Raw genomic sequence first — 25,424 nt, 5'->3', positions numbered from 1 at the left:
TGAAAATAGAGTTTTTCAAGCCTTTCTTACCTGCTCTTTATGAAAGAAAACGGTTAATAAACAGACGTGCCAATGTAGACGACTATTTTCATACTTCTTCTATTACTATGCTTTAGTCATGATACTTCTTTAACAAGCTAATTTGACAAAATACATGAAAATCGTAAATTTCTTTTGCAATATTCCGGAACTTCGTGAACAATATAAAGAGTGAAGTAATTCACTAGTAAACTAGCAGGGGGAATCATTTTGATTAAATTTGAAGACTATCAATACTCAAAGCTCAATATGGCAGAAGTAAAACAAGACTTTGACGAGTTGCTACAGGAATTCCGTACCGCAAGTTCTTATGACCAGCAAAATGAAGTCATTGAGAAGATCAACACGATTGGTAAAGACTACTCAACAATGGCCAACCTTGTCTATATCCGCGCATCCATCGATACAAACGATGAGTTCTATCAGAAAGAACGTGATTATTTCGACGAAATCGGACCTGAGTACCAAGAACTTGAAACCGCTTACTACAAAGAACTGGTTTCCACTCCTTTCAGAGCACAACTCGAAGAAAAATGGGGCACTCAACTATTCGCTTTAGCTGATAATGCCATAAAATCGTTTTCTCCAGAAATTGTTGGCTTGTTACAAAAAGAAAACAAACTAACTTCAGATTACTCGAAACTGGTCGCATCTTCACAAATCGAATTCGATGGTAAGACACTTACACTTGCTCAAATGGGACCCTATGCAGAATCTACGGACCGCTCCGTTCGTAAATCAGCTATGGAAGCTTCCTACAAATTCTATGCTGACAATGGTGAAAAGTTCGATGAAATTTATGATCAACTTGTTAAACTCCGTCATGAAATCGCGACGACACTTGGTTACAAAAACTTTGTGGAGCTTGGTTACCTAAGAATGGACCGTATCGACTATGATGCAAATATGGTGAAGAAATTCCGTGATCAAGTACGCGACCATATCGTTCCGCTCGCAAGCCGCCTTTATGCGCGCCAAGCTGAACGTATAGGCGTTGACGAATTGAAGTTTTACGATCAGTCCTTAGACTTCCTTACAGGCAATGCAACACCCCAGGGATCTCCTGACTGGATCATTGAAAACGGTAAAAAGATGTATGCTGAACTTTCACCTGAAACTGATGCATTTTTCAAATTCATGACGGACAAGAACTTACTAGACGTCGAAGCGAAGACAGGGAAAGAAGCGGGCGGCTATTGTACATTCATCGATAATTACGATTCGCCTTTCATCTTCTCTAATTTCAATGGAACTTCTGGAGATATCGATGTGTTAACGCATGAAGCCGGGCACGCATTCCAAGTGTTCTCTAGCCAGAATATTGGTATATCAGAATATATGTGGCCTACATCTGAAGGTGCAGAAATTCACTCAATGAGTATGGAGTTCTTCACATGGCCTTGGATGGAACTCTTCTTCAAAGAACAAACGGATAAATATAAATTCGCACACCTTAGCAGTGCATTGCTCTTTTTACCATACGGTGTCGCAGTCGATGAATTCCAGCATGTCATCTATGAAAACCCTGAAATGACAGCTGCAGAACGAAAAGCTGCATGGAAAAAGATCGAGAATATCTATCTACCTATGCGTGATTACGATGGCATTGAGTACTTGGAATCGGGTGCTGTTTGGCAGCGTCAGGGTCACATTTATGAAAGCCCATTCTATTATATCGATTACACCCTTGCACAAATATGTGCGTTCCAATTTTGGAAACGCTCATTCGAGGACCGTGATGCGGCATGGAAAGATTATTTACATCTTTGCACACTCGGTGGTTCAAAATCATTTACAAAACTAGTCGCCGAAGCCAATTTAATATCACCTTTCGAAGACGGCTGTGTTGAGTCTGTTATCGGAACAATCGAATCATGGCTCGATTCGATTGACGATAAAGCACTTTAAAATAAAGTAAGTAGAAGCAGAAATGCTTCACGGTTTCTCTTCGGAGGTGCAAACAAGCAAATAACATTAAATTTCGTAGCCAAAACCACATTGTATTAGAGCATAAATTAGCACTGCAATTCGCAGTGCTTTTTTGATTTATATAGAACAACGAAAGTTCGCTTTTGGGCGTAATAATAAAAATCCTCCCAATTTATAAACGGACGGGATACTCTAAAGTGATGGAAAATTTTAATTTCTAAGTATTGTTGGTATAATAGAATATAGGAATTATTTATTATTGAACTAACGACAGTTTTTCTCAATGAAAATATTGACTTAGATCCAACATTTCAGGAGGTAGATATAATGACCAATATACTAATTGTAAAAGATGAAGTTCATATAGAGGCTACTCCTTCAAAAGTATGGGAGGTACTCATTAACCCAAAATATATTGCACAGTGGGATGAACTTCCAGAAAATTATCCTAGTGAAAATATGAGTATGGGAAGTAAAGTGGTTTGGGAGCATCCTAACGGTGACCAGACTGTTACAACAATTATAAAAGCAGAAGAATTGAAGGAATTAAAACTTGCCTTATACTCATCAAATTGGGAAGTAAAACCGAATGAAGGTGATGTGGCATATCTGTTTAAGTTAGAAGACCTAAACGGTAGTACTTTACTAAAAATTGAAATTGGTGATTTTTCACTCCTAAAAGATGGGCAAGACTATTATGATGCCTCGGTAGAATTTGCATCTGAAGCAAAAAAAGTAATTAAAGAATTAGCTGGAAGTCTATAGGTATATTCTAATAATAGCTACACCTCTTATTATGCTAATCAGTGCTTTAGTTCAATAGGGAGGAAATTATTTCGTTGTTTTAAATGCAAACACTGAATTACTGTTCAGTGTTTTTTATCGTTTATAGTTAATTATCATACCACGTATACACTCGCTTACTAAATTGCCACCTAAATAAACTGATTTAAATATGTTTGCTTCTAAGCGAAACATGATTCGAGACTTACTTAATTAACAATGAGGTTGTCCCCAATTATTTGGACAACCTCATTAAATTTATTACCTATCCACAATTTCAAAAATCACATTAAACCTACTGCATTGCCTTGTAAATCGATATCCATCTGAAGGGCTGCAGGCGTTTTCGGCAATCCTGGCATCGTCATAATATCCCCCGTCAGACAGACAAGAAATCCTGCTCCAAGTTTCGGAATGATTTTTCTAACAGTAATAGTAAACCCTTCAGGGCGCCCAAGTATTTTCGGATCATCTGAAAATGAATATTGGGTTTTGGCCATACAAATCGGCAAAATTCCCCAGCCATTGTTCTCGATATTTTTGAGATCTTTTAACGCTTGTTCTGTAAATACAACACCCAATCCACCATATACTTTTTGAACAATAGCTGTAATTTTATCACTTACGGGCTGTTCTACATCATAGAGTGGAGCGAAATTATTTGGTTCATCCAGAAGCTTTAAAACTTCCTGCGCCAAAGCAATGCCGCCATCTCCACCGCGTTCCCAGACATCAGTGAGTGCTACCCTTATTTCGTTTTCCTCACACCACTCAAAAATGACTTCCAGTTCTGCACCAGTATCCGTGATGAACTTGTTCAACGCAACGACCGGTTGGACACCGAATGCACGAATGGTATCAATATGCTTAGCTAAGTTGACTAATCCATCCGTGACAGCCTGTACATTCTCCTCTGCAAGCTGGTTTTTCGGAACTCCACCATGCATTTTAAGTGCACGTACTGTTGCCACAATGACAACTGCATCGGGTGAGAATCCACCTTGACGTGCTTTTATATTCATGAATTTCTCAGCACCTAAATCGGCACCGAATCCAGCTTCCGTAACGACGATATCAGCAAGTTTACGTGCCGTATTTGTTGCAATTAACGAGTTACAGCCGTGCGCAATGTTCGCAAAGGGTCCACCATGTATAAGTGCCGGAGTCCCTTCAATTGTCTGCACAAGGTTTGGTTTGAATGCCTCTTTCAGTAGAAGTACCAATGCCCCTTGGACACCAAGGTCTCGTACCGTTACCGCCTCTTTATCATACGTATAACCGATAACGATACGTGCAAGTCTTTCTTTCAAGTCTTGCAGGCTTGTCGCTAAACAAAAAATCGCCATAACTTCTGATGCGACTGTAATATCGAAACCATCTTCTCTTGGAACTCCTTGTGTAGGGCCGCCGAGTCCAATTGTTATGTTGCGTAATGCGCGATCATTCATATCCAAGACGCGTTTCCAAGTAATTCTCCGCGGGTCAATCCGAAGCACATTTCCGTGGTGAAGATGATTATCTATAAGTGCACTAAGCGCATTATTCGCAGTCGTAATTGCATGAATATCACCATTAAAATGTAGATTAATTTCTTCCATTGGCAACACTTGAGCATAACCACCGCCTGTAGCCCCACCCTTCATCCCCATAACAGGTCCAAGGGATGGTTCGCGTAAAGCAATCATTGTCTTTTCTCCGAGCTTTGAAAGGGCATCAGCAAGCCCTACAGTGACAGTCGACTTCCCTTCCCCCGCCGGCGTTGGGCTAATGGCTGTGACAAGAACCACTTTTCCATCCTTACTACTCTCGGCTAACTTAGTTACATCAATTTTTGCTTTGAATCTGCCGTATGGTTCGACCGCTTCTTCGGGTATACCTGCCTCTTTGGCTATAGTCCAAATCGATTTCATCGTGGCCTGTGATGCTATTTGTAAATCAGTTAATGGCGATACTTTTTTTGTCATGTCTGTCCCACCTTTTTTATTTTAAGTATACCCCAGCTATATCCAAATAGAGGGATATCTCAGTGAATTTTATACGACATTATAATTAACTGAAGTACTACATCATTTCGTTACTTGCAGTACCACTTTTCCAAATTGCTTACTCTCTTCAATATAATCGAATGCCTCTGCCGCTTCGTCTAAATTGAAGACTTTATCGACAATTGGACGTGTTCCATATTTTTCGACATGCGCAATCATGTCACGTAACTCTTCTCGACTACCTAACGTAGAACCGAAAAGTTGATACTGTCCGTAGAAAAACGCGCGCAAATCCAAGTCGACTGTATCATCAGTCGTTGCTCCAAAAATGACGATACGCCCGCCTTTTTTCAATAAACTAAGCGAACGATTAAACGTCGCCCGGCCAACACTTTCGATAACGAGGTCGATTGTCTCTCCTTCTAACTCCTTGTTCCAATCCCCATTCGTATCAAGAGCGATGTCCGCGCCAAGTTCAAGTGCCTGTTTTCGCTTAGCTTCACTGCGGGAAGTAACAATAACACGTGCTCCAACGTTTTTAGCGAATGAAATAAGATACGTGGCTACTCCACTGCCGGCACCTGGGATGAAAACTGTATCCCCCGCTTTCAATCCCCCTTTAGTAAATAGTGCACGATAACCTGTTAAACCCGCTAACGAAAGTACCGCTGCCTCTTCCCAGGACAAGTGAGTGGGTTTCCTTTCAATCTGTTCAGCCGAAATAGCAATTTTCTCAGCAAATGTCCCATTATCTGGCATTCCTAAAATATCAAATTCTGCCGGTGGGGCATCGCTGTTTTCAAACCAACGTAGCGAAGGATTAATCATTACTTCATCCCCGACTGCAAACGCCGTTACTCCTGCACCTACTGACTCAATAATTCCTGCACCGTCAGATCCTAGCGTCAATGCTTGTGCCTCATTCCCCCTACGTCCAGGTATATATAAGTCTCGACGGTTCAAACCTGCCGTCTGAATCGCAACGACGACTTCACCACTTGCTGCAACTGGTTCTTTCATGTCACCTATTTTCAACTGCCCTAATTCATGGATAAATGCTTTCATCTTAATCATCCTTTCTTAAGTGCATACTATCTCTATCATACCTTAATAGTTACCTTTTTTCACACTCTTCTAAATAGTAAACGAAATGAAAGAAGGCAAGAAACCAATTATAGTTCAAATAGGTTTCTTGCCTTCTTAACAATTGAAGTAATCTTTTATTTGCCGTCGCTTATCTTTTCATCTTCCCAACATTCTGCACCTTTTAGCCCGGGAATCGTACTAGACTTGAATATAGGATTGAGTCCTCTTTTTCGTTGTTCTGTATAATCATCTAGTGTTTTGAATGCCACTTTTCCTAGAAGGAAGATAACTATTAGATTAATGACTGCCATCATCCCCATGAAGAGATCCGCCATGTTCCAAACAAGATCCACTTTTGCAAGCGTTCCAAACATGACCATCGCGAGTACACCAAAACGGTAAAGAGTTAACCATATTTTATTCGCGTTGATAAATTCAATATTCGTCTCGCCATAATAATAGTTTCCAATAATTGAACTGAAAGCAAAAAACAAAATGGCAATTGCCAAGAAATAAGGTGCCCACTCTCCTACATGGACACCAAGGGATGTCTGCGTCAAGAGAATTCCATCCACTTCACCTGTATTATAAAGATCGGCAAGAATAATAATGAACGCCGTTGCAGAACAGATGATGATTGTGTCAAAAAACACACCTAGACTTTGAACAAGACCCTGTTTTGCCGGATGCGATGTACTTGCAACCGCAGCAGCGTTCGGTACACTCCCCATACCTGCCTCATTGGAGAATAGTCCACGTCGCACTCCTTGCATAATCGCTGCCCCGACTGCCCCACCGACCGCTTCGTTCATTCCAAATGCGCTCGTGAAGATTAGTTTAAATACTGCGGGAACCTCATTTATATTCATAATAACGACATATAAAGCAACAATAATATAGAGAATAGCCATAATCGGAACGATAACTTGTGTGACATTGGCAATCCGTTTAACGCCTCCGAAAATAACAAGAGCCGTTATAAAAATAAGAACTAATCCAATAACCCATTTTTCAATATGAAACACACTATTGAATGATAAACTTATTGTATTTGACTGTACAGCATTAAAAATAAAACCGAAGCAAAGTGTCAGCAAAATAGCGAATATGATACCCAGCTTCCGATTCCCCAAAGCCTTTTGCATATAATAAGCAGGCCCTCCCCTGAATGTATCGCCGTCCTTCACTTTATACACTTGCGCGAGCGTACTTTCGATAAACGCAGTCGCCATTCCGATTATCGCAATGACCCACATCCAGAAAACTGCGCCTGGCCCTCCAATGCCAATTGCAAGGGCAACCCCAGTGATATTCCCTGTTCCAACCCGTGATGCAGCACTAATTGTAAACGCTTGAAAGGAAGATATCCCGCCCTTCACTTCCGGTTTTTCCACTATAAGTTTAAACATTTCACCAAACAGGCGAAACTGTACAAATTTCGTTCGAATCGTAAAATAAATACCTAAACCAATTAACAAACCGATTAGGATATACGACCATAAAAGGTTATTCCCTGTCGTTACAATCCACTCTAAAGCACTTTGAATCATTTCTAGTTCCTCCCTATTCCATTTTTAACATTCGCAGTGTAATTTTTATACACATGTCAAAAATGCCTTTACCTTAACTACGGATACTTTCACGTTAAGTACATATCATATCCTATTTCGACAAATGAGAATAGCAGTTATTTAATGGGATTTTACGGTAGATTCTATTATTATTTTCAACAAAAAAACCTCCTTCAATAATCGAAAGGAGGCTAGGACTATTCTATTGTGCGTAATGTGACAACTACTATTTCCGGTTGATTGAACAGCCTCACTGGAATGATGCTATTGCCCAGGCCGCGACTGACTACCAAGTCGCTGCCATTCTTCTCATGGACGCCTGATGAATATTTGGGAAACCAACCTTGTCCAGGTGAAACGAGGCCACCGATCCCTGGTATACGAAACTGTCCGCCATGAGCATGACCACTGAACGTCACATCTATCCCGGCTTCAGCGTATACATCAAATTGCTCAGGTCTATGTGACAATAGCACTTTAAACATCTCATCAGGTATATTTTCAAATGCTTGTTCTATCGATATTTTAACGGCTTCATCATCTTCAAGCTCACTTGCCAGCGGATCTTCAATTCCTCCTATTGCTATTGAACTATCGGGAAACAATGTAATTACATCCGCTTCGTTCGATAAGACACGAACCCCCAAGTCTTCGAGAGCCCCCTTAATACGGTCCATATCCTGCGTAGCGATTTCATGGTTTCCTGTCACGTAATAGATTGGAGCGACAAATTGAAGCTCTTCAATAAGAATCAGACTTTTTTCAAGATCGTAGCGGTTACTGTCGATAAAATCACCCGTAATGAATATCGCTTGAGGCGTGATCATTTTCACCCTATCAACAACATGTGAATGGTTTTCACCCAATTCGGCATCATGTAAATCAGAAATCTGGACGATAGTGTATTTGTCGTAATTAGCAGGGATCTTGTCCGACGCAATTTCATAATGCGTTACCCCGACTGTTGTATTTCCTTTATATACGACAAAGCAAAGAAGGACAAGTATGAATAAGATGAAAAACCATTTACGCCGTAAGGGCATCTTTTTTTTCGTTGTATTCGTAGTCGTTTTCATTACAACCAGCGTTTTTTCAACCTTGCAAGTTCTAAAAGTTCTAGGACCTCTTTTTTCGGCAGTTCTGTCAGTATCGCAAGCATTTCGATTTCTGCACGTTTTCTGCCCTTTCCGCTTCTATACGTTTCTTTGTGTATAGCATCAAGTTCTGCATACAGTTCGTCTGTATGACTCGTTTGTTCTTGTTCTTGCGTTTCTATATCGCTAATAACATTTTCTCTCAATTTGTCGTAAAGCATATCTACATTTGCAGATCCCGTGCTTTTAAACGGTTTTGACGTCTTCGAATTCCCTAGAATCAGCTCATCAGTTGTAACATTAAAGCGTTCAGATATTTTTGCCACCCAAGCCGCCGATGGAGCATTCTTCCCTTTTTCCCAATCTTTAATACGACTTGCTGACGTTCCTATAGCTGCTCCGAATGCCATCATTGATAATCCGCGTTCTTCACGCAATTTCTTTAACCTTATACCAAAATCCTCTTTGTTCCAATCGTTCACATTTACGCCCCCTAAAAAGTTTATATACAACTCTATTATTTTTTATCTGGAGGCTTCTGTCAATCTATTTTTTGATTTTTCTATAAAACAATTAATAACCTGTTTTTTGACGGTTATAATTTTCTTCATTCTTCGCTAAGTACGCACCAATAATATCTTCATTTGTGAAACCAAGTTTTTTAGCAATGGCCCCATAATGAATCCAGACTTTCTCATAAGCCGTCATGCTAAGTTCATTCAGGAAACAGTGAATAGCAGCCGTAGTTTCTAGGAATAATTGTGTCAATTCTCCTTCAACTTCACCTTCCGGCCAATTTGTTAGCGTATGTAAGTCCTTTTCTATACCCAAGGAAAGTAGAAAATGAATCGAATCTACATATTCTTCAAGAATCACAGCATCATCTGAAGGACCTTTTGTGCTCCAAAATTTGAAACAACGCGTTTCATTCGCAAGTTCCGCGAGTTCAATTAAGAGTGCAAGTCCTTTTTCTAGAAAAACATCTGTTTTTTCCTCTCTGTTATTTTGGATAAATAAATCGAGTTCACGTTGCATGGTAAATAGTTTTGACAGTTGCATAAAAAAAACCTCCATTTTTTTAACTATATTGAAACTTTTCAGATTGTCATCCGTATAAGATAGTATCTATAAATTCATAAGGGGGATCCGTTATGGGATTACTGATCCGCTTGATCATTATTGCTTTTATCATTTATTTAGTCTACCGCGGGATTCGTTATTTGACGGACCCCAAAAGAAAGCTTGATGATGCATACGCGGAGGAAAAGTATTATTTCTATGATGAAGTAAATAATGTGCGAAAAAATTTCTTCCTATCGTATAAAGGCGCTATGTTTGAGGGTGAAAAATACTTAGATACAACAGATGATTCCATTGACGTCATCTCCATTTTCGTTTGGGTGAAAGATGAAACAAAACTTCAAGATTTCACAAAAGCGGATTTTGATTTTCTTTCATCCACAATCTTATCCAACTACCCCAAAGCCGCTATTAGTTGGAAAAATCCAATCGAACGACTAATGGAACAATAGAACAAGCCCGTTGAAAAGCGGGCTATTTTACACTTCCATCATTCCTGGTAGGGTAACACCTAGAAGATAGAGTATGCCAATACCATAGGCAATTGCTAAAATAAGAAAGCCGATCCGGAAAGATGTACGTCTTGTCTTATGACGGAATGTTTGCATCCCAAGATATGCACCAATGCCTCCACCAAGCAGTGCAAGCGTCCATAAATTCTTTTCAGGTATTCGTTGTCCTTTTCTCTTTGCCTGACGCTTATCATACCCCATCGTAATAAATGCCCAAACGGACATAATTGCAATCCATCCTAATAGTGTCGTTTGCAAGTATGATTCCCCTCTTTTCTTTCTCTACTTACATTTTACACTGTTTAGCAGTCAGAGAGTAATAATATAATTCTTTAGACTGTACGACAGATTCACGGATCTATAAGATCCTCTTCCTAAACTCCTCAATACGAAAACTTTACCGTCGCCGTAAAAAAACAAATAAAAAAGTCGCCTCGCACCCAGATTAACTCTGGACCGTTTGGCGACTTTTATTGACGTTCTTATTTAGCGATTGATTTTTTCGCTGCATCTGCAAGTTGTGTGAACGCTTGCGCGTCAGTCACTGCAAGATCAGCAAGCATTTTACGGTTAACATCAATGCCAGCTACTTTCAAGCCGTGCATAAGAGTGCTGTAAGAAAGACCGTTGATACGTGCAGCCGCATTGATACGTGTAATCCAAAGTTTACGGAATTCACGTTTCTTCTGACGACGGTCACGGTATGCATAGTTGAATGATTTCATTACCTGTTGGTTTGCTACCTTGTAAAGTCTATGTTTTGAACCAAAGTAACCTTTTGCTAATTTCAATACTCGATTACGACGCTTGCGCGTCACTGTTCCACCTTTTACGCGTGGCATAGTTCATTACCTCCTGCTTTTCTGTCCGATTGTGTTTTAAATTATTTCATGTAAGTGATCATTTGACGAATGCGTTTGAAATCGCCTGAAGAAACTAGTGAAGCTTTACGCAGGTGACGTTTCGCTTTTGTCGGTTTGTTTGCAAACAAGTGACTTGTGTAAGCACGGCCGCGTTTCAATTTACCAGAACCGGTTTTTTTGAAACGTTTCGCTGAGCCGCGGTGAGTTTTCATTTTTGGCATGTTCTGTTCCTCCTAAATCATTCATTGTTACTCTTTTTCAGCAGTTGGTGCAAGCACTAGAAACATGCTGCGGCCTTCCATCTTCGGTCGTTGTTCAACCGTAGATACATCTTTGCACGCTTCTGCGAAACGGTCAAGGACACGCTGTCCGATTTCCTTGTGCGTAATCGCACGTCCACGGAAACGGATTGAAGCTTTAACTTTATCGCCTTTTTCAAGGAACTTGACAGCGTTCCGTAGTTTTGTCTGGAAATCATGCTCATCGATTGTCGGGCTTAACCGAACTTCTTTAAGCAAAATGATTTTCTGATTCTTACGGACTTCGCGATCCTTTTTCTGCTGTTCAAATTTGAACTTTCCGTGGTCCATGATACGAGCCACTGGGGGTTTCGCTGTTGGTGCTACAAGGACAAGATCCAAATTCGCAAGAGCGGCAATTTCAAGTGCCTCAGTGCGTGTTTTGATTCCGAGCTGATCGCCGTTGTGATCAATAATGCGTAGCTCGCGGGCACGGATGCCCTCATTTACGTACATGTCTTTGCTAATAGTAATCCACCTCCGGATATTTCTCGAATACATGGTTTGGGTATACCGTCCGGTTCGGGTCGGCCCCACAGGTCCATCCAATTAAAAAAGGTAGACAAATTGGATTTGTCTACCCGCGTATGTGTACGTGCAAATGCACGGCACTTCACTCATGTTTTAACCCGTCAACAACGTCTAGGCGTCGAACAGGTGAGAAGCGGGTAGCCTCTTCTTATACCACAAACTGTATTCAGTCATTACTAACCTTAATTACTTTACCATGTGATAGTAAACTTGTCAACATGTTTTAATCTGCGGCTTGGCTAATTCACGGTTGCCGCATTGCTTTCATCGCTGAAAACATGCGTTAAAATTTATATAGTTAGTGTTTGACCACTGCTGTATAAATTTAAATACTTGTAACTTCTTCTTTTAGTCTAGCAAGGAATTCGTCGAATGGCAAGCTTTCAGATTGCTGTTCGCCGTATTTACGAACGTTCACTTCGCCTGATTCGACTTCTTTGTCTCCAAGAACGAGCATATAAGGTACTTTTTGCATCTGTGCTTCTCGTATCTTGTAACCAATTTTTTCATCACGGCTATCAATATTAACGCGGAATCCAGCAGCAACCAATTTTTCACGAACGCCATCTGCATAATCAAAATGCGCATCTGGTGAAACTGGAATTACTTCAACTTGGACAGGTGCCAACCAAGTTGGGAATGCACCTTTGTATTCTTCTATTAGGAATGCAACAAAACGTTCCATAGTTGAAACAACGCCGCGGTGAATGACGACTGGACGATGTTGTTTTCCATCTTCGCCAACGTATGTTAGATCGAAACGTTCAGGAAGCAAGAAGTCGAGTTGCACTGTTGACAATGTTTCTTCCATACCAATTGCTGTTTTCACTTGAACGTCAAGTTTAGGTCCGTAGAATGCAGCTTCCCCTTCTGCTTCAACATAGTCAAGACCAAGTTCATCCATCGCTTCTTTCAGCATTGTTTGTGCACGATTCCACATTGCATCGTCATCAAAATATTTCTCTTTATCCGCTGGATCGCGGTAAGAAACACGGAATGAATAATCCTCGATATTGAAATCTTTATAAACGTCAATAACAAGTTGGACAACGCGTTTGAACTCATCTTTAATCTGATCCGGACGAACAAAGATATGCGCATCATTCAACGTCATTCCACGAACGCGCTGCAAGCCTGATAGTGCTCCGGACATTTCATAACGGTGCATTGTACCAAGTTCCGCAATACGTAACGGCAGGTTTCTGTATGAATGAATTCCATTTTTATAAATCATCATATGATGAGGGCAGTTCATTGGACGCAAAACAAGGTCTTCGTTGTCCATACTCATTACAGGGAACATGCCGTCCTGATAATGATCCCAGTGGCCTGAAGTTTTATATAATTCGACGCTACCGAGAACTGGTGTATAGACATGATCATAGCCAAGCCTCTGTTCCTTATCAACGATGTATCTCTCGATGATTCGGCGAATCGTTGCTCCCTTAGGCAACCACATTGGCAAGCCCTGACCCACTTTTTGAGAGTTCATGAAAAGATTAAGTTCTTTCCCTATTTTACGGTGATCTCGCTCTTTAGCTTCTTCCAAAAGACGAAGATGTTCTTTTAGTTCATCTTTTTTAAAGAACGCTGTACCGTAAATTCGTTGTAGCATTTTGTTATTCGAATCGCCGCGCCAGTAAGCGCCTGCGATGCTAAGGAGTTTGAATTCCTTTAACTTCCCTGTAGATGGAACGTGAACACCACGGCACAAGTCGATGAAGTCGCCTTGTTCATAAATAGACACTTGCTCGCCCTCAGGAATCGCTTCTAGAAGTTCTAGTTTGTATTCGTCATCGATTTCTTCAAAACGCTTTTTCGCCTCTTCACGAGATACATCATGACGAATTACTTCCACGTTTTCAGCAATAATTCTTCTCATCTCTTTTTCAAGTTCTGGTAAGTCTTCTGCTGTAATCGGTTCAGGCGAATCAATATCATAATAAAATCCGCTTTGGATAACTGGCCCAATACCTAGTTTTGCATTAGGAAACTTACGTTTTACAGCTTGTGCAAGAAGATGTGCTGTACTGTGGCGTAATATTTCAAGCGCTTCCGGTGATTGAGGTGTGATAATCGCGATATCACCGTCCTCATTAATTGCTGATTTCAAGTCTACTAACTTGTCTCCAACTTTACCTGCCAGCGCACTTTTTCGCAGTCCCGGGCTAATTGATCCTGCTACGTCTTCTGTAGTTGTGCCTTGTGGAAATTCTTTCACGGCACCATCTGGAAATTTCAAATTAATCATATTTGTCATTGTTAAGCACTCCTCATTTATTATTATTGGAAAACAAAAAAAGCCCCATCCCTGGAAAGGGACGAAGCTTTAGCTCGCGGTTCCACCCTTCTTCCTTCAATCCGGAACACTTGAAAAGCGTAAGTGGCCTGTTTAGACCGCTGAAGCTAGACAAACGTACCGAAAAGATGAAGCTTGACGTCGGGTAACGGACCGGATTCCGTCATCGGTTACTGCACTGTTCACCGATGCTGCTCCAAGGTGGTAAATCATCCTTCTATCCTTCAGGGCTTCCAGCCAATGGCCCCGTTCTCTTTAGGTAGACGAAAAGATTGTTGTCCTCTTCCAAGCATTTCAGATTATTAATTAAAACTGAGTATACGTCGATTACGTAATAAATGCAAGTTCGTTCTACATGTATCTCCATAATTCATTGCATTAATAATTATAAAACAACCTAATCCTCTAGGTTCCTCCAGCTGTTTTTCTATTTATTTAGATTGCAGTGTTGCCAGATAATCAAAAGTATAGTCCTTAGATGAACGGGAAGCCTACTAGTATCAAGATATTGAATGGAGGATTTACCATGGAACAAAGTGATAAAGCTGCCGTAGATTGGCCTGAACATCTTCAATTAGTTAAATGTATTGCATATGAGGAAAAAGAATGAAAAAGATCATTTACATGATTATGATTTTTATTGTGCTAGTCTCAGTGCCGAGCATTCTCATTAAGACATTTACAGCTATTTCTTCAAAGCCTGACGCCGAAAGCTCCATCACTACTTTCTCAGAAGCTGATAATGATGAACTTATTAAAATGATTTCAGCTTATAATGACCAACATAAAATTGAACCTATTAACGCTAAAATCGACAGAGTCTGGAAAGCAATACCCGGATATAATGGCTTAGAAGTAGATATTGAAGCCAGCTATAAGAACATGAAACCCAGCACAGATATTGATACAAATAAAATCATTTTCAAGGAAACTTCTCCGGAAATCCATTTGAGCGATTTAGAACCGTCACCGATTTATCGTGGGAATCCTGAAAAACCAATGGTAGCCCTACTCATAAATGTCGCTTGGGGCAATGAGTACATTCCGGGTATCCTGAAAACATTATCAGACAACCAGGTAAAGGCAACATTCTTTTTTGATGGTAGTTGGGTTAAAAATAATCCCGATCTGGCTACAATGATTAACCTTGAAGGTCACGAAATCGGCAACCATGCTTATAGTCACCCCGACCTTAAACAGCGTTCTCGAAATGAAACAGTGAATGAATTGAAAAAAACAAATGATGTAATTGAGGAAACTCTTGGTATAAAACCGATATGGTTTGCACCGCCAAGTGGAAGCTTTAATCAGGAAACCATTTTAGTCGCCAATGAGCTTGGCATGAAAACCATTCTATGGACGGTCGATACAGTTGACTGGAGAAAGCCAGCAACCTCCGAAATGGTTGTGCGTGTTGTCTCTGGGGTAAGTAGCGGTGCGATGGTTCTAATGCACCCCACAAAAGCCGTTTTTGAAGGGCTGGAAACTATGATAATTGAAATTAAAGGGAAAGGGCTTCGACTAGGTACCGTAAGTGATTTAATGAGCGAAAAGCGGATTGACGACTAAAACCAGCCCTAGTAGCAACGGTATTTAATAGTGAGGTATAAGGGAGATAAAGTGAATAACGAGGACATTCACCCGCCCGATATTGATATGGTAAATTTATAATCATTCAGGCCCCTTTTCCGAAGAATTTGAGCCGGAAAGAACAAAATATCAAATTCTGTACAGGAGTGAATAGGGAGTTTGTAGCATTATTGTTATCAATTACGAAACGCGAAGGCTTGTTAAAAATATGAAGTTAAAAATCAGACATCGCACTTGATATATATGTTGAACTAATGATTCTATGTGCCGAGCGTTGTTGAGAGCATTCTTTATGTCAACATATATAGGTAGAATTAATTACCATGGAATGAAAAGCTGCATTAAACACATGATACGTTTATGGAGGTGATTAATCTTGCCAAATAACAAAGACAGAAATCCAAACCGTGACCAAAAACAAAATCAAGACCGTAACAAAAACCAAAAACCAAATGATATGCGTGAAGAATTCGGCTCTACATTCGATATCGATAAGTTGAATACTCAAGAAAATGAGAATCAAAAGCAAAGAGAACAACGCACAAACCGTTTTGAAAAAAGATAATAAATAAACTATTAAAATGACAGAAGCTCAATGCTTCTGTCATTTTTAGGTTTCCCTTTTATTTATCGCGTCTATTTTCACCATCGAGTCGTATTGGAATGCTAATCATTTGCACCCTCTCCATGATTCTTGCCGCTTTTACAGCTTCTTTTTCACCACGCTGTGTGTATGTCAAATGATCTTCAAGTTCAGCGTAACTAAGGTTAGATGTGAAAAAAGTCGGCAATTTTTCTGCCATCCTGTATTGTAAAATAGTGCCGAGCACTTCATCACGCGTCCAAGCAGACATTGTTTCTGCACCAATATCATCAAGCATAAGTACTTGTGCGTTTTTCACAAAATCAATTTTCTCATTTAAGGTCTGATCTTGAATAGATTGTTTCATTTCCCTTAGGAATTCCGGGACATATACAGCAACTGTACGTATCCGACGATTGGCTAATTCGTTCGCCAATGCTCCAAGCACGAATGATTTACCGATTCCAAACGGGCCATAAATGTACATACCTCGCTCTGGAAGTTTTCCGGTTTCATCGAAAGCGTTCAAGAAATCTTTTGCAGCTCGTACCGCCGGCACCCTACTATCATCAAAAAACATATCAATGCTTTGCAATTTCGCTTCCATGACATCTTTGGGCATATACATACTGTCTATCATCTTCTTAATATTACGTTGATCATCATCAACTAATCTGTTGGGACACTTTGTATATTCCACATCTATAAGCCCACGGGATAATACCAATTTCGGTTCGAAGCCGTTCATGATATTCACACATCCTGCGAGGTCGGGACATTTTCCACAACTATGGGAAGCGGTGGCGTATTCGTATAGTTTCCCAAGACTCCGCTCGACCACTTCGCCATCAACTTCAGTGGAATGATCCGTCAAAAATTGTTGTACCCCTGGACTCTCCATCACTTCTCTGCGCAATTCATCATATCTTGCGGCAAATGCCGGTGATTTCACGACCCGTTTCAACGTATCGCCAATATGTTCCATTTCACTTCACCGTCCCGTCCCCCGTTACGCCTAATTCCTCAAGTAATTTACGGCGTTCTTCATCAATCTCTGAAGAAGACTTAACAGGTTTATCTGATTTTGTTTTCTTTTCTTCTTTTTTATAAAACCATTCCGGTACTTTCTCTTCCCGCGCGGATTTTCGTCTAGGCGTCGATTTCGATCCTGTGCTCTGACCTTCATTTTTCCATTTAACATACTGGTCATGCTCATTCCTCGACATTTCAAGTGCAGTTTTCACTGTATCAACCTTTTTGTTCATCCAATGGGAAGCAATCCTCTCGACATAACTATTCGTTATTTTCCCGTCATTGCGCAAATGAACGTATTGCAGCAGAACATTGACGACACCGACGGACAACCCATGTGTATTGACCAACTTTTCAGCAAGCTTCACGTCTACAGAAAGTGGTTCTTTCCCGTTAATCTCACGCAACATTTCAAGGGGTGCCGTATTTTCAAGGTAATGCACCAATTCTTCATCTCGCGTTAATAGTCCTGTTTCAGGCTTAGGTAATTCTTTCGCATACACTTTATGCAAGACTGGCGCCTCTTTTGAAACATTCATTTTATAAAACTCCGCTGCTGACTTTCGCAATCTGTCTTCCGGCAACTTGAGATCTTCATCGAGAGCCATCATGATGACTTTTTGCATATCTAGCGGCGTGAGCGAATAAAGGAATGCGATTTTCGCAATTAATTCCTTAGAAACAGAAGATAATGAAGCTTTGGGAACCATTTGTTCAGATAACCCCGAACTTAGCAGATTGAAATCAAAGTCTGAATGCAAAAACGGAACACCTTCCGGTTCATTCCGTCCGATAAACTGCTGGCCCTCGCCCATATCCATGCTATAGCCCTGCTGAACGGGCGTATACACATCTAAAAATGTACGAGAAACATCTTCAAATCCAACTTCATTAACACTGTCTAGCGCAAAGCGGCTACGTAGATTTCGGTATGCCTGTTCTCCGATTTTACTAAACAAGAATGTCGACAACAGTGGATCTAGGAAAAAAGCTTTGGCATCAAGTGGAGGAAGCAGATCGTAAACAAATAATCTCGCATCTCCATCTTTTTTCTTGTACGTTCGTAATAAGCCGATTGCTTCAAGAGATATACGGGCTTCGAAGACAGGTCCCAGTGGCATCGTCAAAATGTTCATAAGGTGGTAATGGTTGTATTCACGGTCATCTTCACGCTCTGCGTCCGCCCATAATGTCATAAACAAACTCATCGCACCTGGGCCAATCAGCGGTTGGTAAAATAAAGTGAGGAGTTGACGGTCATAATCTGAAAAGGGCTGCGATAACCGTATTTTGTATGCGTCAACTGGCTGTAGTTCTTTATAAAGGGGTGCCATCAAACTCTACTTCCTATCTGAATGGGATACGTTACTTTTTCGTTCGTTTTTGTAGGTCTTGCAATTCTTTTATGAAAACTGTGATGTCTTTATATTGGCGATAGACTGAAGCGAATCTGACATAAGCGACTTCATCAACTTCCGATAGCTGTTCCATAACCATTTCCCCAACATCATCAGAATTAATCTCCACGACACCTGCGCTTCTCAATTCTTTTTCAATAGAATAGACGATCTTTTTTAGGTCCTCAAGGGAAACAGCGCGTTTTTCACATGCTCGAATAAGACCTCTGAGCACTTTTTCTCCACTAAATTCTTCACGCGAATCGTCTTTCTTCACGACAATCAAAGGCATTTCCTCAACTTTTTCAAATGTCGTAAAACGGAATGCGCATTGTTCGCATTCTCTGCGACGCCGGATGGATCTATTCTCCTCGGCCGGTCTAGAATCAACTACCCGGGTGCCATTGAACTGGCAAGCTGGACATTTCATAATGTGTATCCTCCGCTTTTTCTTAGATAATAACTTAATTATAACAGAAAACGACAAAAAAAATCGAAATAGAGTGGAAAGAAGCATTGTACAATGAGAAAAGCGCAAGACGCCATCCACCCCGACAGGCATAAGTGATAAAAGAAGGCAGTTGAAGTTCGCGACGTCCTGTCGCTATGACTGCTTACAAGTACGAGGAGGCGTACTTCAACCCCCACACAGGAGAGATGTAGTTCAATTCCTTCCCAAACAACTTATGACCCAAGGGTTGGCGCCTGGAGCCTGGGCACCGTTCCACGTCGAAAACATATACTTGTCTTCCAAGAAAAAACGTCCCTAAAGTCATCGTTCACTGACTTTAGGGACGCTCTCTATTCACAATTAAGCAAGTTCTTTTGTTTTCAAAGCTACTGCAACTTTCTTTGTCAAATCGACGACTCGTGCAGAATAACCCCACTCATTATCGTACCAGGCAAGTACTTTCACTTTGCGATCTGCCATAACAATTGTTGAAAGACCGTCAATGATTGCTGAGTCAGTTGTTGTATTGTAATCAATAGATACAAGCGGCTCTGTTGAGAAACGGAGAATACCTGCCATCGCTCCTTCAGAAGCCTGCTTAAATGCATTGTTTACCATCTCTACTGTCACGTCTTGCTTCAAATCTACAACTAGGTCGACAAGTGAAACATTCGGCGTAGGTATACGAAGTGACATTCCGTGAATCTTCCCTTCCAATTCTGGAAGCACAAGTGCCAACGCTTTCGCAGCCCCAGTAGATGTTGGAATGATAGATTGTCCGCATGCACGTGCACGTCGAAGGTCCTTATGAGGATTATCCAAGTTCTTTTGGTCATTTGTATACGCATGAACCGTTGTCATTAAACCGTTGTCAATCCCAAATGCATCATTTAATACCTTAGCTACAGGAGCAAGACAGTTTGTTGTACAACTTGCATTCGAAATGATGTCATGCTTTTCGATATCTAATTTATCATCGTTTACGCCTAAAACAATTGTGATATCTTCATTTTTACCAGGTGCCGATATAATGACTTTTTTTGCCCCCGCTTCAAGATGAAGTGCCGCTTTGTCACGCGAATTGAACTTACCAGTCGCTTCAATGACGATATCGACACCAAGCTTTTTCCAAGGAAGGTTAAGCGGGTCACGGTCAGAGACGATTTGCACTCGTTTCCCATTGACGACAATCGCATTTTCTTCTGCAATGACTTCGCCATCAAATGTACCGTGATTCGTATCGTACTTTATAAGATGAGCGAGTGTTTCTGATGAATACATTGCGTTAATCGCAACGATTGTTACATCTTCTTCTGTAATCATTTGACGGAATACCATTCGTCCAATTCGTCCAAACCCGTTTATCGCAATAGAAGTAGTCATATAAAGATCCTCCTGTATGTATGTTATACTTTTTATCTAATACTCGTCATTAGTATAACACATATTATGCTAAAACCAAGATTTACTATGGACAATTGAAATGTTTCATTTTTCAGAATCACTTCAAGGCTCTGCATTCCATTTAGAAAGTACCTCAGTCAACTGGCTTTCTGTCTCTTCCACTGGACCGTTATTGAATAAAACCGCGTCTGCACTCAGTTCCTTCTCTTCGATTGATAGTTGGGAACGGATTCGTGCATCCGCTTCTTCTTCCGATAACACATTCCTCGCAATGAGACGTTCCTTTTGTATTTCTGCTGTGACAGACACGACAATAATTTTATCCACGAACGATTGCAACTTGCTTTCAAACAACAAAGGGATGTCCATGATAACTGTATTCGATCCCGTTGAAATCAATTGCTCTTTTTGCCTTAACATCTCTTGTCGTATTGCAGGATGGATGATACCATTCAACTTTTGGCGCTCTTCTACATTACCGAATATTTGCTGTCCTAGCTTTTCACGATTAAGCGATCCGTCCGAACGTAAAATCCCCTGACCAAATACGCGACTGATCTCTTGTAAAACTGGACTCCCGGGTTCGACAACAAGACGTGCAATTTCATCCGCATCTACAATTGGAAAGCCCTTTTTCTTCAACATCTTGGATACGGTGCTTTTCCCACTTGCAATACTGCCCGTTAAACCGATAATCATAGCTCACACAGCCCTTCAACAATCATTTCTGGCATGTCGGACAATAAACGGATGTCCTACCTGCGATTTTCATACTCTCCGTGGCAGAGCCGCAAGCAGGGCAAAATTTCCTGCCATACATTTTAAGACGATCCTGCATTGTGCCCGCTTCCCCATTAATATTCCGGTAATCAGAAATGGAGCTGCCTCCCGCATCAATACTTTCCTGTAAAATAGCCACAATCACATCAAATAATTCATTTTTTCTTTTTAGACTAATCCGCTCCGTAGTCCTTTCGGGATGAATCTTCATCTTATAGATTGCTTCCGTCGCATAAATATTCCCACATCCAGATAGTACATGCCCGTCCATAATGACTTCTTTGATTGGTTTTCGGGCATATTTCGGCATAGCTGCAAACTCAAGGAAATGCTTGCGCGCTCCAGTAGCGAACGGTTCAGGAGCCATTTTCAATAGTGGCGGATGATCTGCTTCACAGCCAAGAAGCCGTAGTTCTCCAAAACGACGAATATCCGAATACACCAGTAGTCCCCCGCCTTCCAGCGTAAAAACAACATGAACATGGTTACGGAACTTCATTTCCGTAATGTCATCAACGCTGTCAACGGTGAACCAAGCCCCTGTCATACCAAGATGACTGACAAGAAGACAGGTGTTACCATCTTTCATTAAATGAAAGTAAATGTATTTACTGCGCCGTGTGACATTTCCAATCGTCATACCAGCCATATCTACTATAAAATCTTCGGTTGTAATTCCTTTTATCACAGCTTCTTTACCTAGTTGTTTTGATTTGATAACCGTATCTGAAACGGTTACGTTCTGGATTGTCCTTCCAATCGCAATTGGTGCGAGTGCACGGACAACCCCTTCTACTTCCGGTAATTCAGGCACTTTATCCCCTCACTTCGTCTCATACCAAGATAATCCGAATGCCCAATCTACTTTCAATGGCACGTCAAGCGCTAGAGCAGATTCCATCACTTCAGGTACGATTTCTTTTAGTTTCTCAATTTCTTCTTGTGGTGCTTCAAAGATCAATTCATCATGTACTTGCAGGAGCATACGTGTCTGCATGCCTTCAACTTCAAGCCTGTTAGCCATTTCAATCATTGCTTTTTTAATAATATCGGCTGCACTTCCTTGAATCGGTGTATTCATAGCAGTCCGTTCCGCAAAACTTCTTAAGTTGAAATTCGAACTTGTGATTTCTGGTAAATAGCGTCTCCGGTTCATAAGCGTCGTCACATAGCCTTTCCTTTTCGCCTCTGCAACAATGTCGCTCATATACTGTTTGACTCCCGGGAAACTGCTGAGATAAGTATCGATGAATTGTGCTGCGTCTTTGCGCGTAATATCCAAGTTTTGCGAAAGTCCGTAATCACTTATACCGTAGACAATTCCAAAGTTGACTGCTTTTGCTGCTCGTCGCATGTCTGACGTCACTGAATCTTCATCAACACCGAAAACATCCATTGCTGTCTTCGTGTGAATATCTGCACCTGCACGGAAAGCCTCAATCAGTTTTTCATCTTGCGACATATGTGCGAGTACCCGCAGTTCGATTTGTGAATAATCCGCGGCAAATAGATACCAGCCCGGTTCAGATGGAACGAACGCTGCACGAATTTTCCTTCCCTCTTCAAGCCGTACAGGAATGTTCTGTAAATTGGGATTGATGGAACTAAGTCGACCTGTTGTCGTGAGTGCTTGCTGGAAACGGGTATGAATCTTGCCATCCTCGTGAATTTCTTTCAATAGTCCTTCGATATATGTCGAATTCAATTTACCGAGTTGGCGATAGTTCAATATATGGCTGATAATTTCATGTTCGCTTTCAAGCTTCTCAAGCACATCCGCCGCAGTTGAATAACCAGTTTTCGTCTTTTTAATCGGAGTAAGTCCGATTTTCTCAAAAAGGATGACACCAAGCTGTTTAGGTGAATTAATGTTGAATTTTTCTCCTGCAATTTCATAAATAGTTGTCTCAAGTGTGGCCAGTTTAGCAGACAGTTCAGTTCCGATTGTCAGAAGCGTCTCTCGGTCCGTCTTAACACCAGTCGTTTCCATTTTCGCAAGAATCGCCGCAAGCGGTAACTCAAGTTCATGGTATAAATCATATTGATCATTATCTTGTAATTTCTCTTCAATCTCTGCGTGCAATTTCCAAATCGCCAGCGCTTTTCGACCGGCGTGGTCTGCAATTATTTCTTCGGTCGGTATCGCTTTCTTAGCACCTTTTCCATAAATCACTTCATCCTGCTCGACTTCTGTGTAACCAAACTCTCCTGTAATGGAAGCTACATCGGTATAGGTCGTCGATGGGTTGACGATGTAGGTCGCCAGCAATAGGTCAAACTGGAAGCCTTCTGCATCTAGACCTTGACGCGCTAGTGATGCACTAGCTGCTTTTGAATCAGACGAGTATTTCAGCTTGTCCGTATTTTGCAACCAGTTTTTGAATGGTGTCGATTTTTTTGCAACTTCAAGCGGTATAAATAGAATGTTTTTTTCATCCGCTAAACTAATGCCTAAAATCTCTGCAGTCAAATAGTTTTCATCCATCATTTCAACATGAATCGCCATCTCATCTGATAAATCCTTGTCCAAGAGTTCGGCAACAATCGTGACTTCAATTGCTTCTTTTGGTTCTTCAGCTGCTTGAGGAGCAATTTTTTCGAGGAGCGTTTTGAATTTCAACTCCCGGTAAATAGTCGTCACTTGATCCATATCGGGGCCGTCATACGCTAAATCATTAATGTTAACCGTGATCGGTGCATTCACTTCAATTGTCGCAAGATCTTTGCTCATAAACGCTTGTGCTTCATTTTCCGTTAGGTTCTGATTCAGCTTTTTAGCAGTAATTTTAGCAAGTGATTTATAGACATTTTCAATCGAACCGTATTCGATTAACAATTTGAGCGCAGTTTTCTCCCCGACTCCAGGAACGCCGGGAATATTATCGGATGCATCGCCCATTAGTCCTTTCATATCAATGATTTGATGGGGCTCAATGCCGTATTTCTCCATGACGTGTTCAGGCGTGTATTTCTCAATATCCGTCATCCCTTTTCGAGTGATGAACACCGTTGTATGGCTACTGGCAAGTTGCGTTAAATCCTTATCCCCTGAAATGACGACGATTTCGGAACCGTCCGCATCTCCCGCTTTGCTAAGCGTGCCGATGATATCATCCGCTTCATACTGATCCAGTTCGTACTGGGGGATATTGTATGCTTCAAGCAACTTTCGCAGATAAGGGAATTGCTCGGATAATTCAGGTGGCGTTTTCTGACGCCCACCTTTATATTCTCCGTATGTTTTATGCCTGAATGTTGTTTTTCCAGCATCCCATGCCACGAGAATATGCGTCGGTTTTTCATCCTCAAGGATGTTTTGGAGCATCATCGTGAAGCCATATACCGCATTGGTATGGATACCGTTATCATTTGTTAATAAAGGTAATGCAAAAAATGCCCGGTACGCAAGACTGTTTCCGTCAAGTAACACAATTTTCTTTGTCGTCATGTACATTCCACTCCATTCAAAAAAACGTCATCTTCATTCATCTTACCACGGGGGCGGATAGAATTGAAAATGACGCGTTGTTTAGTCTGCTTCTGTAATTATTTACTTATGAACACGTCTGTTGATTAACCATTTATTCGTATAAAATACTGGTGAGAAGGGCTTAATGACCTTCATTTTCACTGGATCATTTCCGTTACGCTTTCGGCGAACTAATCACGACACATTTAACGAGAGATATGTGTGGTAGAAGTGACTCCGTCACTTCTACCCACACTTTTTCGGTAATCCTGTTGAGAATAGTTGCCTGTCGCGTACCTACAATGTTCAAGTGAAAAATGCGGTTAAGTTTGAAAGAAATGAATAGATGACTTTCTATAGAGATTGTAGTGCCCGAAGATGCAATTTCGGGCACCCTTTCACGTTGTACGATGTGTTCCTTGCTTACTTTTAGTAAAGTTTATGCATCTAATTATGTGATGTCTACTAGAAAGTGACACTTCTTTTAAATAAAGAAAGGCAAAACCATAGAGTAAGCATCAGCCGCCAAAATTGCATCTTTGGCGGCTTTTATCCAGGTAGATGCCCCTCTATTCTTTCGTCCCAATAAGCTTGAGCACTTCGTGGACTTATCCATTTGGAGCAGGGCGGATGAAGGACCACCATAC

At 41.0% G+C, this 25,424-nt stretch carries 23 protein-coding genes; 5 read left to right on the top strand and 18 right to left on the bottom strand.

Annotation, left to right across the window (positions count from 1 at the left end; translation table 11 throughout):
- Positions 1-288 precede the first annotated feature (288 nt).
- Both ACP8HG_RS02660 and ACP8HG_RS02655 read left to right on the top strand, forming a co-directional pair.
- On the top strand, positions 289-1,947 hold the full coding sequence (locus ACP8HG_RS02660) for a M3 family oligoendopeptidase (protein ID WP_438298619.1): 1,659 nt from the start codon (positions 289-291) through the stop codon (positions 1,945-1,947).
- Between the two features lie 348 nt (positions 1,948-2,295).
- The gene (locus ACP8HG_RS02655) at positions 2,296-2,733 is read left to right on the top strand and encodes an SRPBCC domain-containing protein (RefSeq protein ID WP_354314370.1); all 438 of its coding nucleotides are present in this window, start codon (positions 2,296-2,298) and stop codon (positions 2,731-2,733) included.
- A 302-nt stretch (positions 2,734-3,035) separates the two neighbouring features.
- On the opposite strand, the gene ACP8HG_RS02650 is transcribed toward ACP8HG_RS02655, so the two are convergent.
- The 6 genes from ACP8HG_RS02650 to ACP8HG_RS02625 all read right to left on the bottom strand — a co-directional run bounded on the left by ACP8HG_RS02650 (position 3,036) and on the right by ACP8HG_RS02625 (position 9,546).
- On the bottom strand, positions 3,036-4,715 hold the full coding sequence (locus ACP8HG_RS02650) for a formate--tetrahydrofolate ligase (RefSeq protein WP_187047318.1): 1,680 nt from the start codon (positions 4,713-4,715) through the stop codon (positions 3,036-3,038).
- A 102-nt stretch (positions 4,716-4,817) separates the two neighbouring features.
- A complete protein-coding gene (locus tag ACP8HG_RS02645) occupies positions 4,818-5,801 on the bottom strand; it encodes a zinc-binding dehydrogenase (protein ID WP_187047317.1) in 984 nt (327 codons plus the stop codon).
- Between the two features lie 155 nt (positions 5,802-5,956).
- The gene (locus tag ACP8HG_RS02640) at positions 5,957-7,372 is read right to left on the bottom strand and encodes an alanine/glycine:cation symporter family protein (RefSeq protein WP_187047316.1); all 1,416 of its coding nucleotides are present in this window, start codon (positions 7,370-7,372) and stop codon (positions 5,957-5,959) included.
- A gap of 218 nt (positions 7,373-7,590) precedes the next feature.
- Entirely contained in the window at positions 7,591-8,469 is an 879-nt protein-coding gene (locus ACP8HG_RS02635) for a metallophosphoesterase (protein WP_231885792.1), read from the bottom strand.
- On the bottom strand, positions 8,469-8,969 hold the full coding sequence (locus ACP8HG_RS02630; RefSeq protein ID WP_067207712.1) for a helix-turn-helix domain-containing protein: 501 nt from the start codon (positions 8,967-8,969) through the stop codon (positions 8,469-8,471). The genes ACP8HG_RS02635 and ACP8HG_RS02630 overlap by 1 nt, the downstream gene beginning before the upstream one ends.
- A gap of 91 nt (positions 8,970-9,060) precedes the next feature.
- Positions 9,061-9,546, bottom strand: coding sequence for a dUTP diphosphatase (locus ACP8HG_RS02625; protein WP_067207709.1), 486 nt, complete (start codon positions 9,544-9,546; stop codon positions 9,061-9,063).
- A gap of 92 nt (positions 9,547-9,638) precedes the next feature.
- Here ACP8HG_RS02625 and ACP8HG_RS02620 point away from each other — a divergent pair, with 92 nt between their 5' ends.
- A complete protein-coding gene (locus ACP8HG_RS02620; RefSeq protein WP_187047315.1) occupies positions 9,639-10,019 on the top strand; it encodes a sigma-w pathway protein ysdB in 381 nt (126 codons plus the stop codon).
- 27 nt (positions 10,020-10,046) lie between these two features.
- Here the strand turns inward: ACP8HG_RS02620 and ACP8HG_RS02615 are convergent, their stop codons facing one another.
- The 5 genes from ACP8HG_RS02615 to thrS form a co-directional block, all read right to left on the bottom strand.
- On the bottom strand, positions 10,047-10,337 hold the full coding sequence (locus ACP8HG_RS02615) for a DUF1294 domain-containing protein (protein WP_231885791.1): 291 nt from the start codon (positions 10,335-10,337) through the stop codon (positions 10,047-10,049).
- 224 nt (positions 10,338-10,561) lie between these two features.
- Positions 10,562-10,921, bottom strand: coding sequence for a 50S ribosomal protein L20 (rplT, locus tag ACP8HG_RS02610; protein ID WP_067207704.1), 360 nt, complete (start codon positions 10,919-10,921; stop codon positions 10,562-10,564).
- A gap of 41 nt (positions 10,922-10,962) precedes the next feature.
- A complete protein-coding gene (rpmI, locus tag ACP8HG_RS02605; RefSeq protein ID WP_067207701.1) occupies positions 10,963-11,163 on the bottom strand; it encodes a 50S ribosomal protein L35 in 201 nt (66 codons plus the stop codon).
- Between the two features lie 27 nt (positions 11,164-11,190).
- Entirely contained in the window at positions 11,191-11,697 is a 507-nt protein-coding gene (gene infC, locus ACP8HG_RS02600) for a translation initiation factor IF-3 (RefSeq protein ID WP_067207698.1), read from the bottom strand.
- A 400-nt stretch (positions 11,698-12,097) separates the two neighbouring features.
- Positions 12,098-14,032: a threonine--tRNA ligase gene (gene thrS / locus ACP8HG_RS02595; protein ID WP_067207695.1), complete on the bottom strand. Its 1,935-nt coding sequence runs from the start codon at positions 14,030-14,032 to the stop codon at positions 12,098-12,100.
- Between the two features lie 645 nt (positions 14,033-14,677).
- Between thrS and ACP8HG_RS02590 the strand changes: the two genes are divergently transcribed.
- Positions 14,678-15,640 carry a polysaccharide deacetylase family protein gene (locus tag ACP8HG_RS02590; RefSeq protein ID WP_067207693.1) on the top strand — a complete coding sequence of 321 codons (963 nt, stop codon included), beginning with the start codon at positions 14,678-14,680 and terminating at the stop codon, positions 15,638-15,640.
- A gap of 397 nt (positions 15,641-16,037) precedes the next feature.
- On the top strand, positions 16,038-16,226 hold the full coding sequence (locus ACP8HG_RS02585; RefSeq protein ID WP_067207690.1) for a hypothetical protein: 189 nt from the start codon (positions 16,038-16,040) through the stop codon (positions 16,224-16,226).
- 58 nt (positions 16,227-16,284) lie between these two features.
- Here the strand turns inward: ACP8HG_RS02585 and dnaI are convergent, their stop codons facing one another.
- The 7 genes from dnaI to polA form a co-directional block, all read right to left on the bottom strand.
- A complete protein-coding gene (gene dnaI, locus ACP8HG_RS02580; RefSeq protein ID WP_067207680.1) occupies positions 16,285-17,229 on the bottom strand; it encodes a primosomal protein DnaI in 945 nt (314 codons plus the stop codon).
- 1 nt (position 17,230) lies between these two features.
- Positions 17,231-18,610 (bottom strand): replication initiation and membrane attachment family protein, encoded by a 1,380-nt coding sequence (locus ACP8HG_RS02575; RefSeq protein ID WP_187047312.1) that lies wholly within the window; start codon positions 18,608-18,610, stop codon positions 17,231-17,233.
- A gap of 31 nt (positions 18,611-18,641) precedes the next feature.
- Positions 18,642-19,103 (bottom strand): transcriptional regulator NrdR, encoded by a 462-nt coding sequence (gene nrdR, locus ACP8HG_RS02570; protein WP_067207676.1) that lies wholly within the window; start codon positions 19,101-19,103, stop codon positions 18,642-18,644.
- 381 nt (positions 19,104-19,484) lie between these two features.
- Positions 19,485-20,507, bottom strand: a complete 1,023-nt coding sequence (locus tag ACP8HG_RS02565) for a glyceraldehyde-3-phosphate dehydrogenase (RefSeq protein ID WP_067207674.1) — start codon at positions 20,505-20,507, stop codon at positions 19,485-19,487.
- 123 nt (positions 20,508-20,630) lie between these two features.
- Entirely contained in the window at positions 20,631-21,227 is a 597-nt protein-coding gene (gene coaE, locus ACP8HG_RS02560; RefSeq protein WP_067207671.1) for a dephospho-CoA kinase, read from the bottom strand.
- Positions 21,228-21,249: 22 nt separating this feature from the next.
- Positions 21,250-22,122 (bottom strand): bifunctional DNA-formamidopyrimidine glycosylase/DNA-(apurinic or apyrimidinic site) lyase, encoded by an 873-nt coding sequence (gene mutM / locus ACP8HG_RS02555; RefSeq protein ID WP_067207669.1) that lies wholly within the window; start codon positions 22,120-22,122, stop codon positions 21,250-21,252.
- 9 nt (positions 22,123-22,131) lie between these two features.
- On the bottom strand, positions 22,132-24,756 hold the full coding sequence (gene polA, locus ACP8HG_RS02550) for a DNA polymerase I (protein ID WP_438298134.1): 2,625 nt from the start codon (positions 24,754-24,756) through the stop codon (positions 22,132-22,134).
- Positions 24,757-25,424 lie beyond the last annotated feature (668 nt).

Source organism: Sporosarcina sp. FA15, assembly GCF_051550195.1.
Lineage (GTDB): Bacteria > Bacillota > Bacilli > Bacillales_A > Planococcaceae > Sporosarcina > Sporosarcina psychrophila.
The sequence above is the reverse complement of the archived record's forward strand: the minus strand, read 5'-3'. Positions and strand labels throughout refer to the sequence as shown.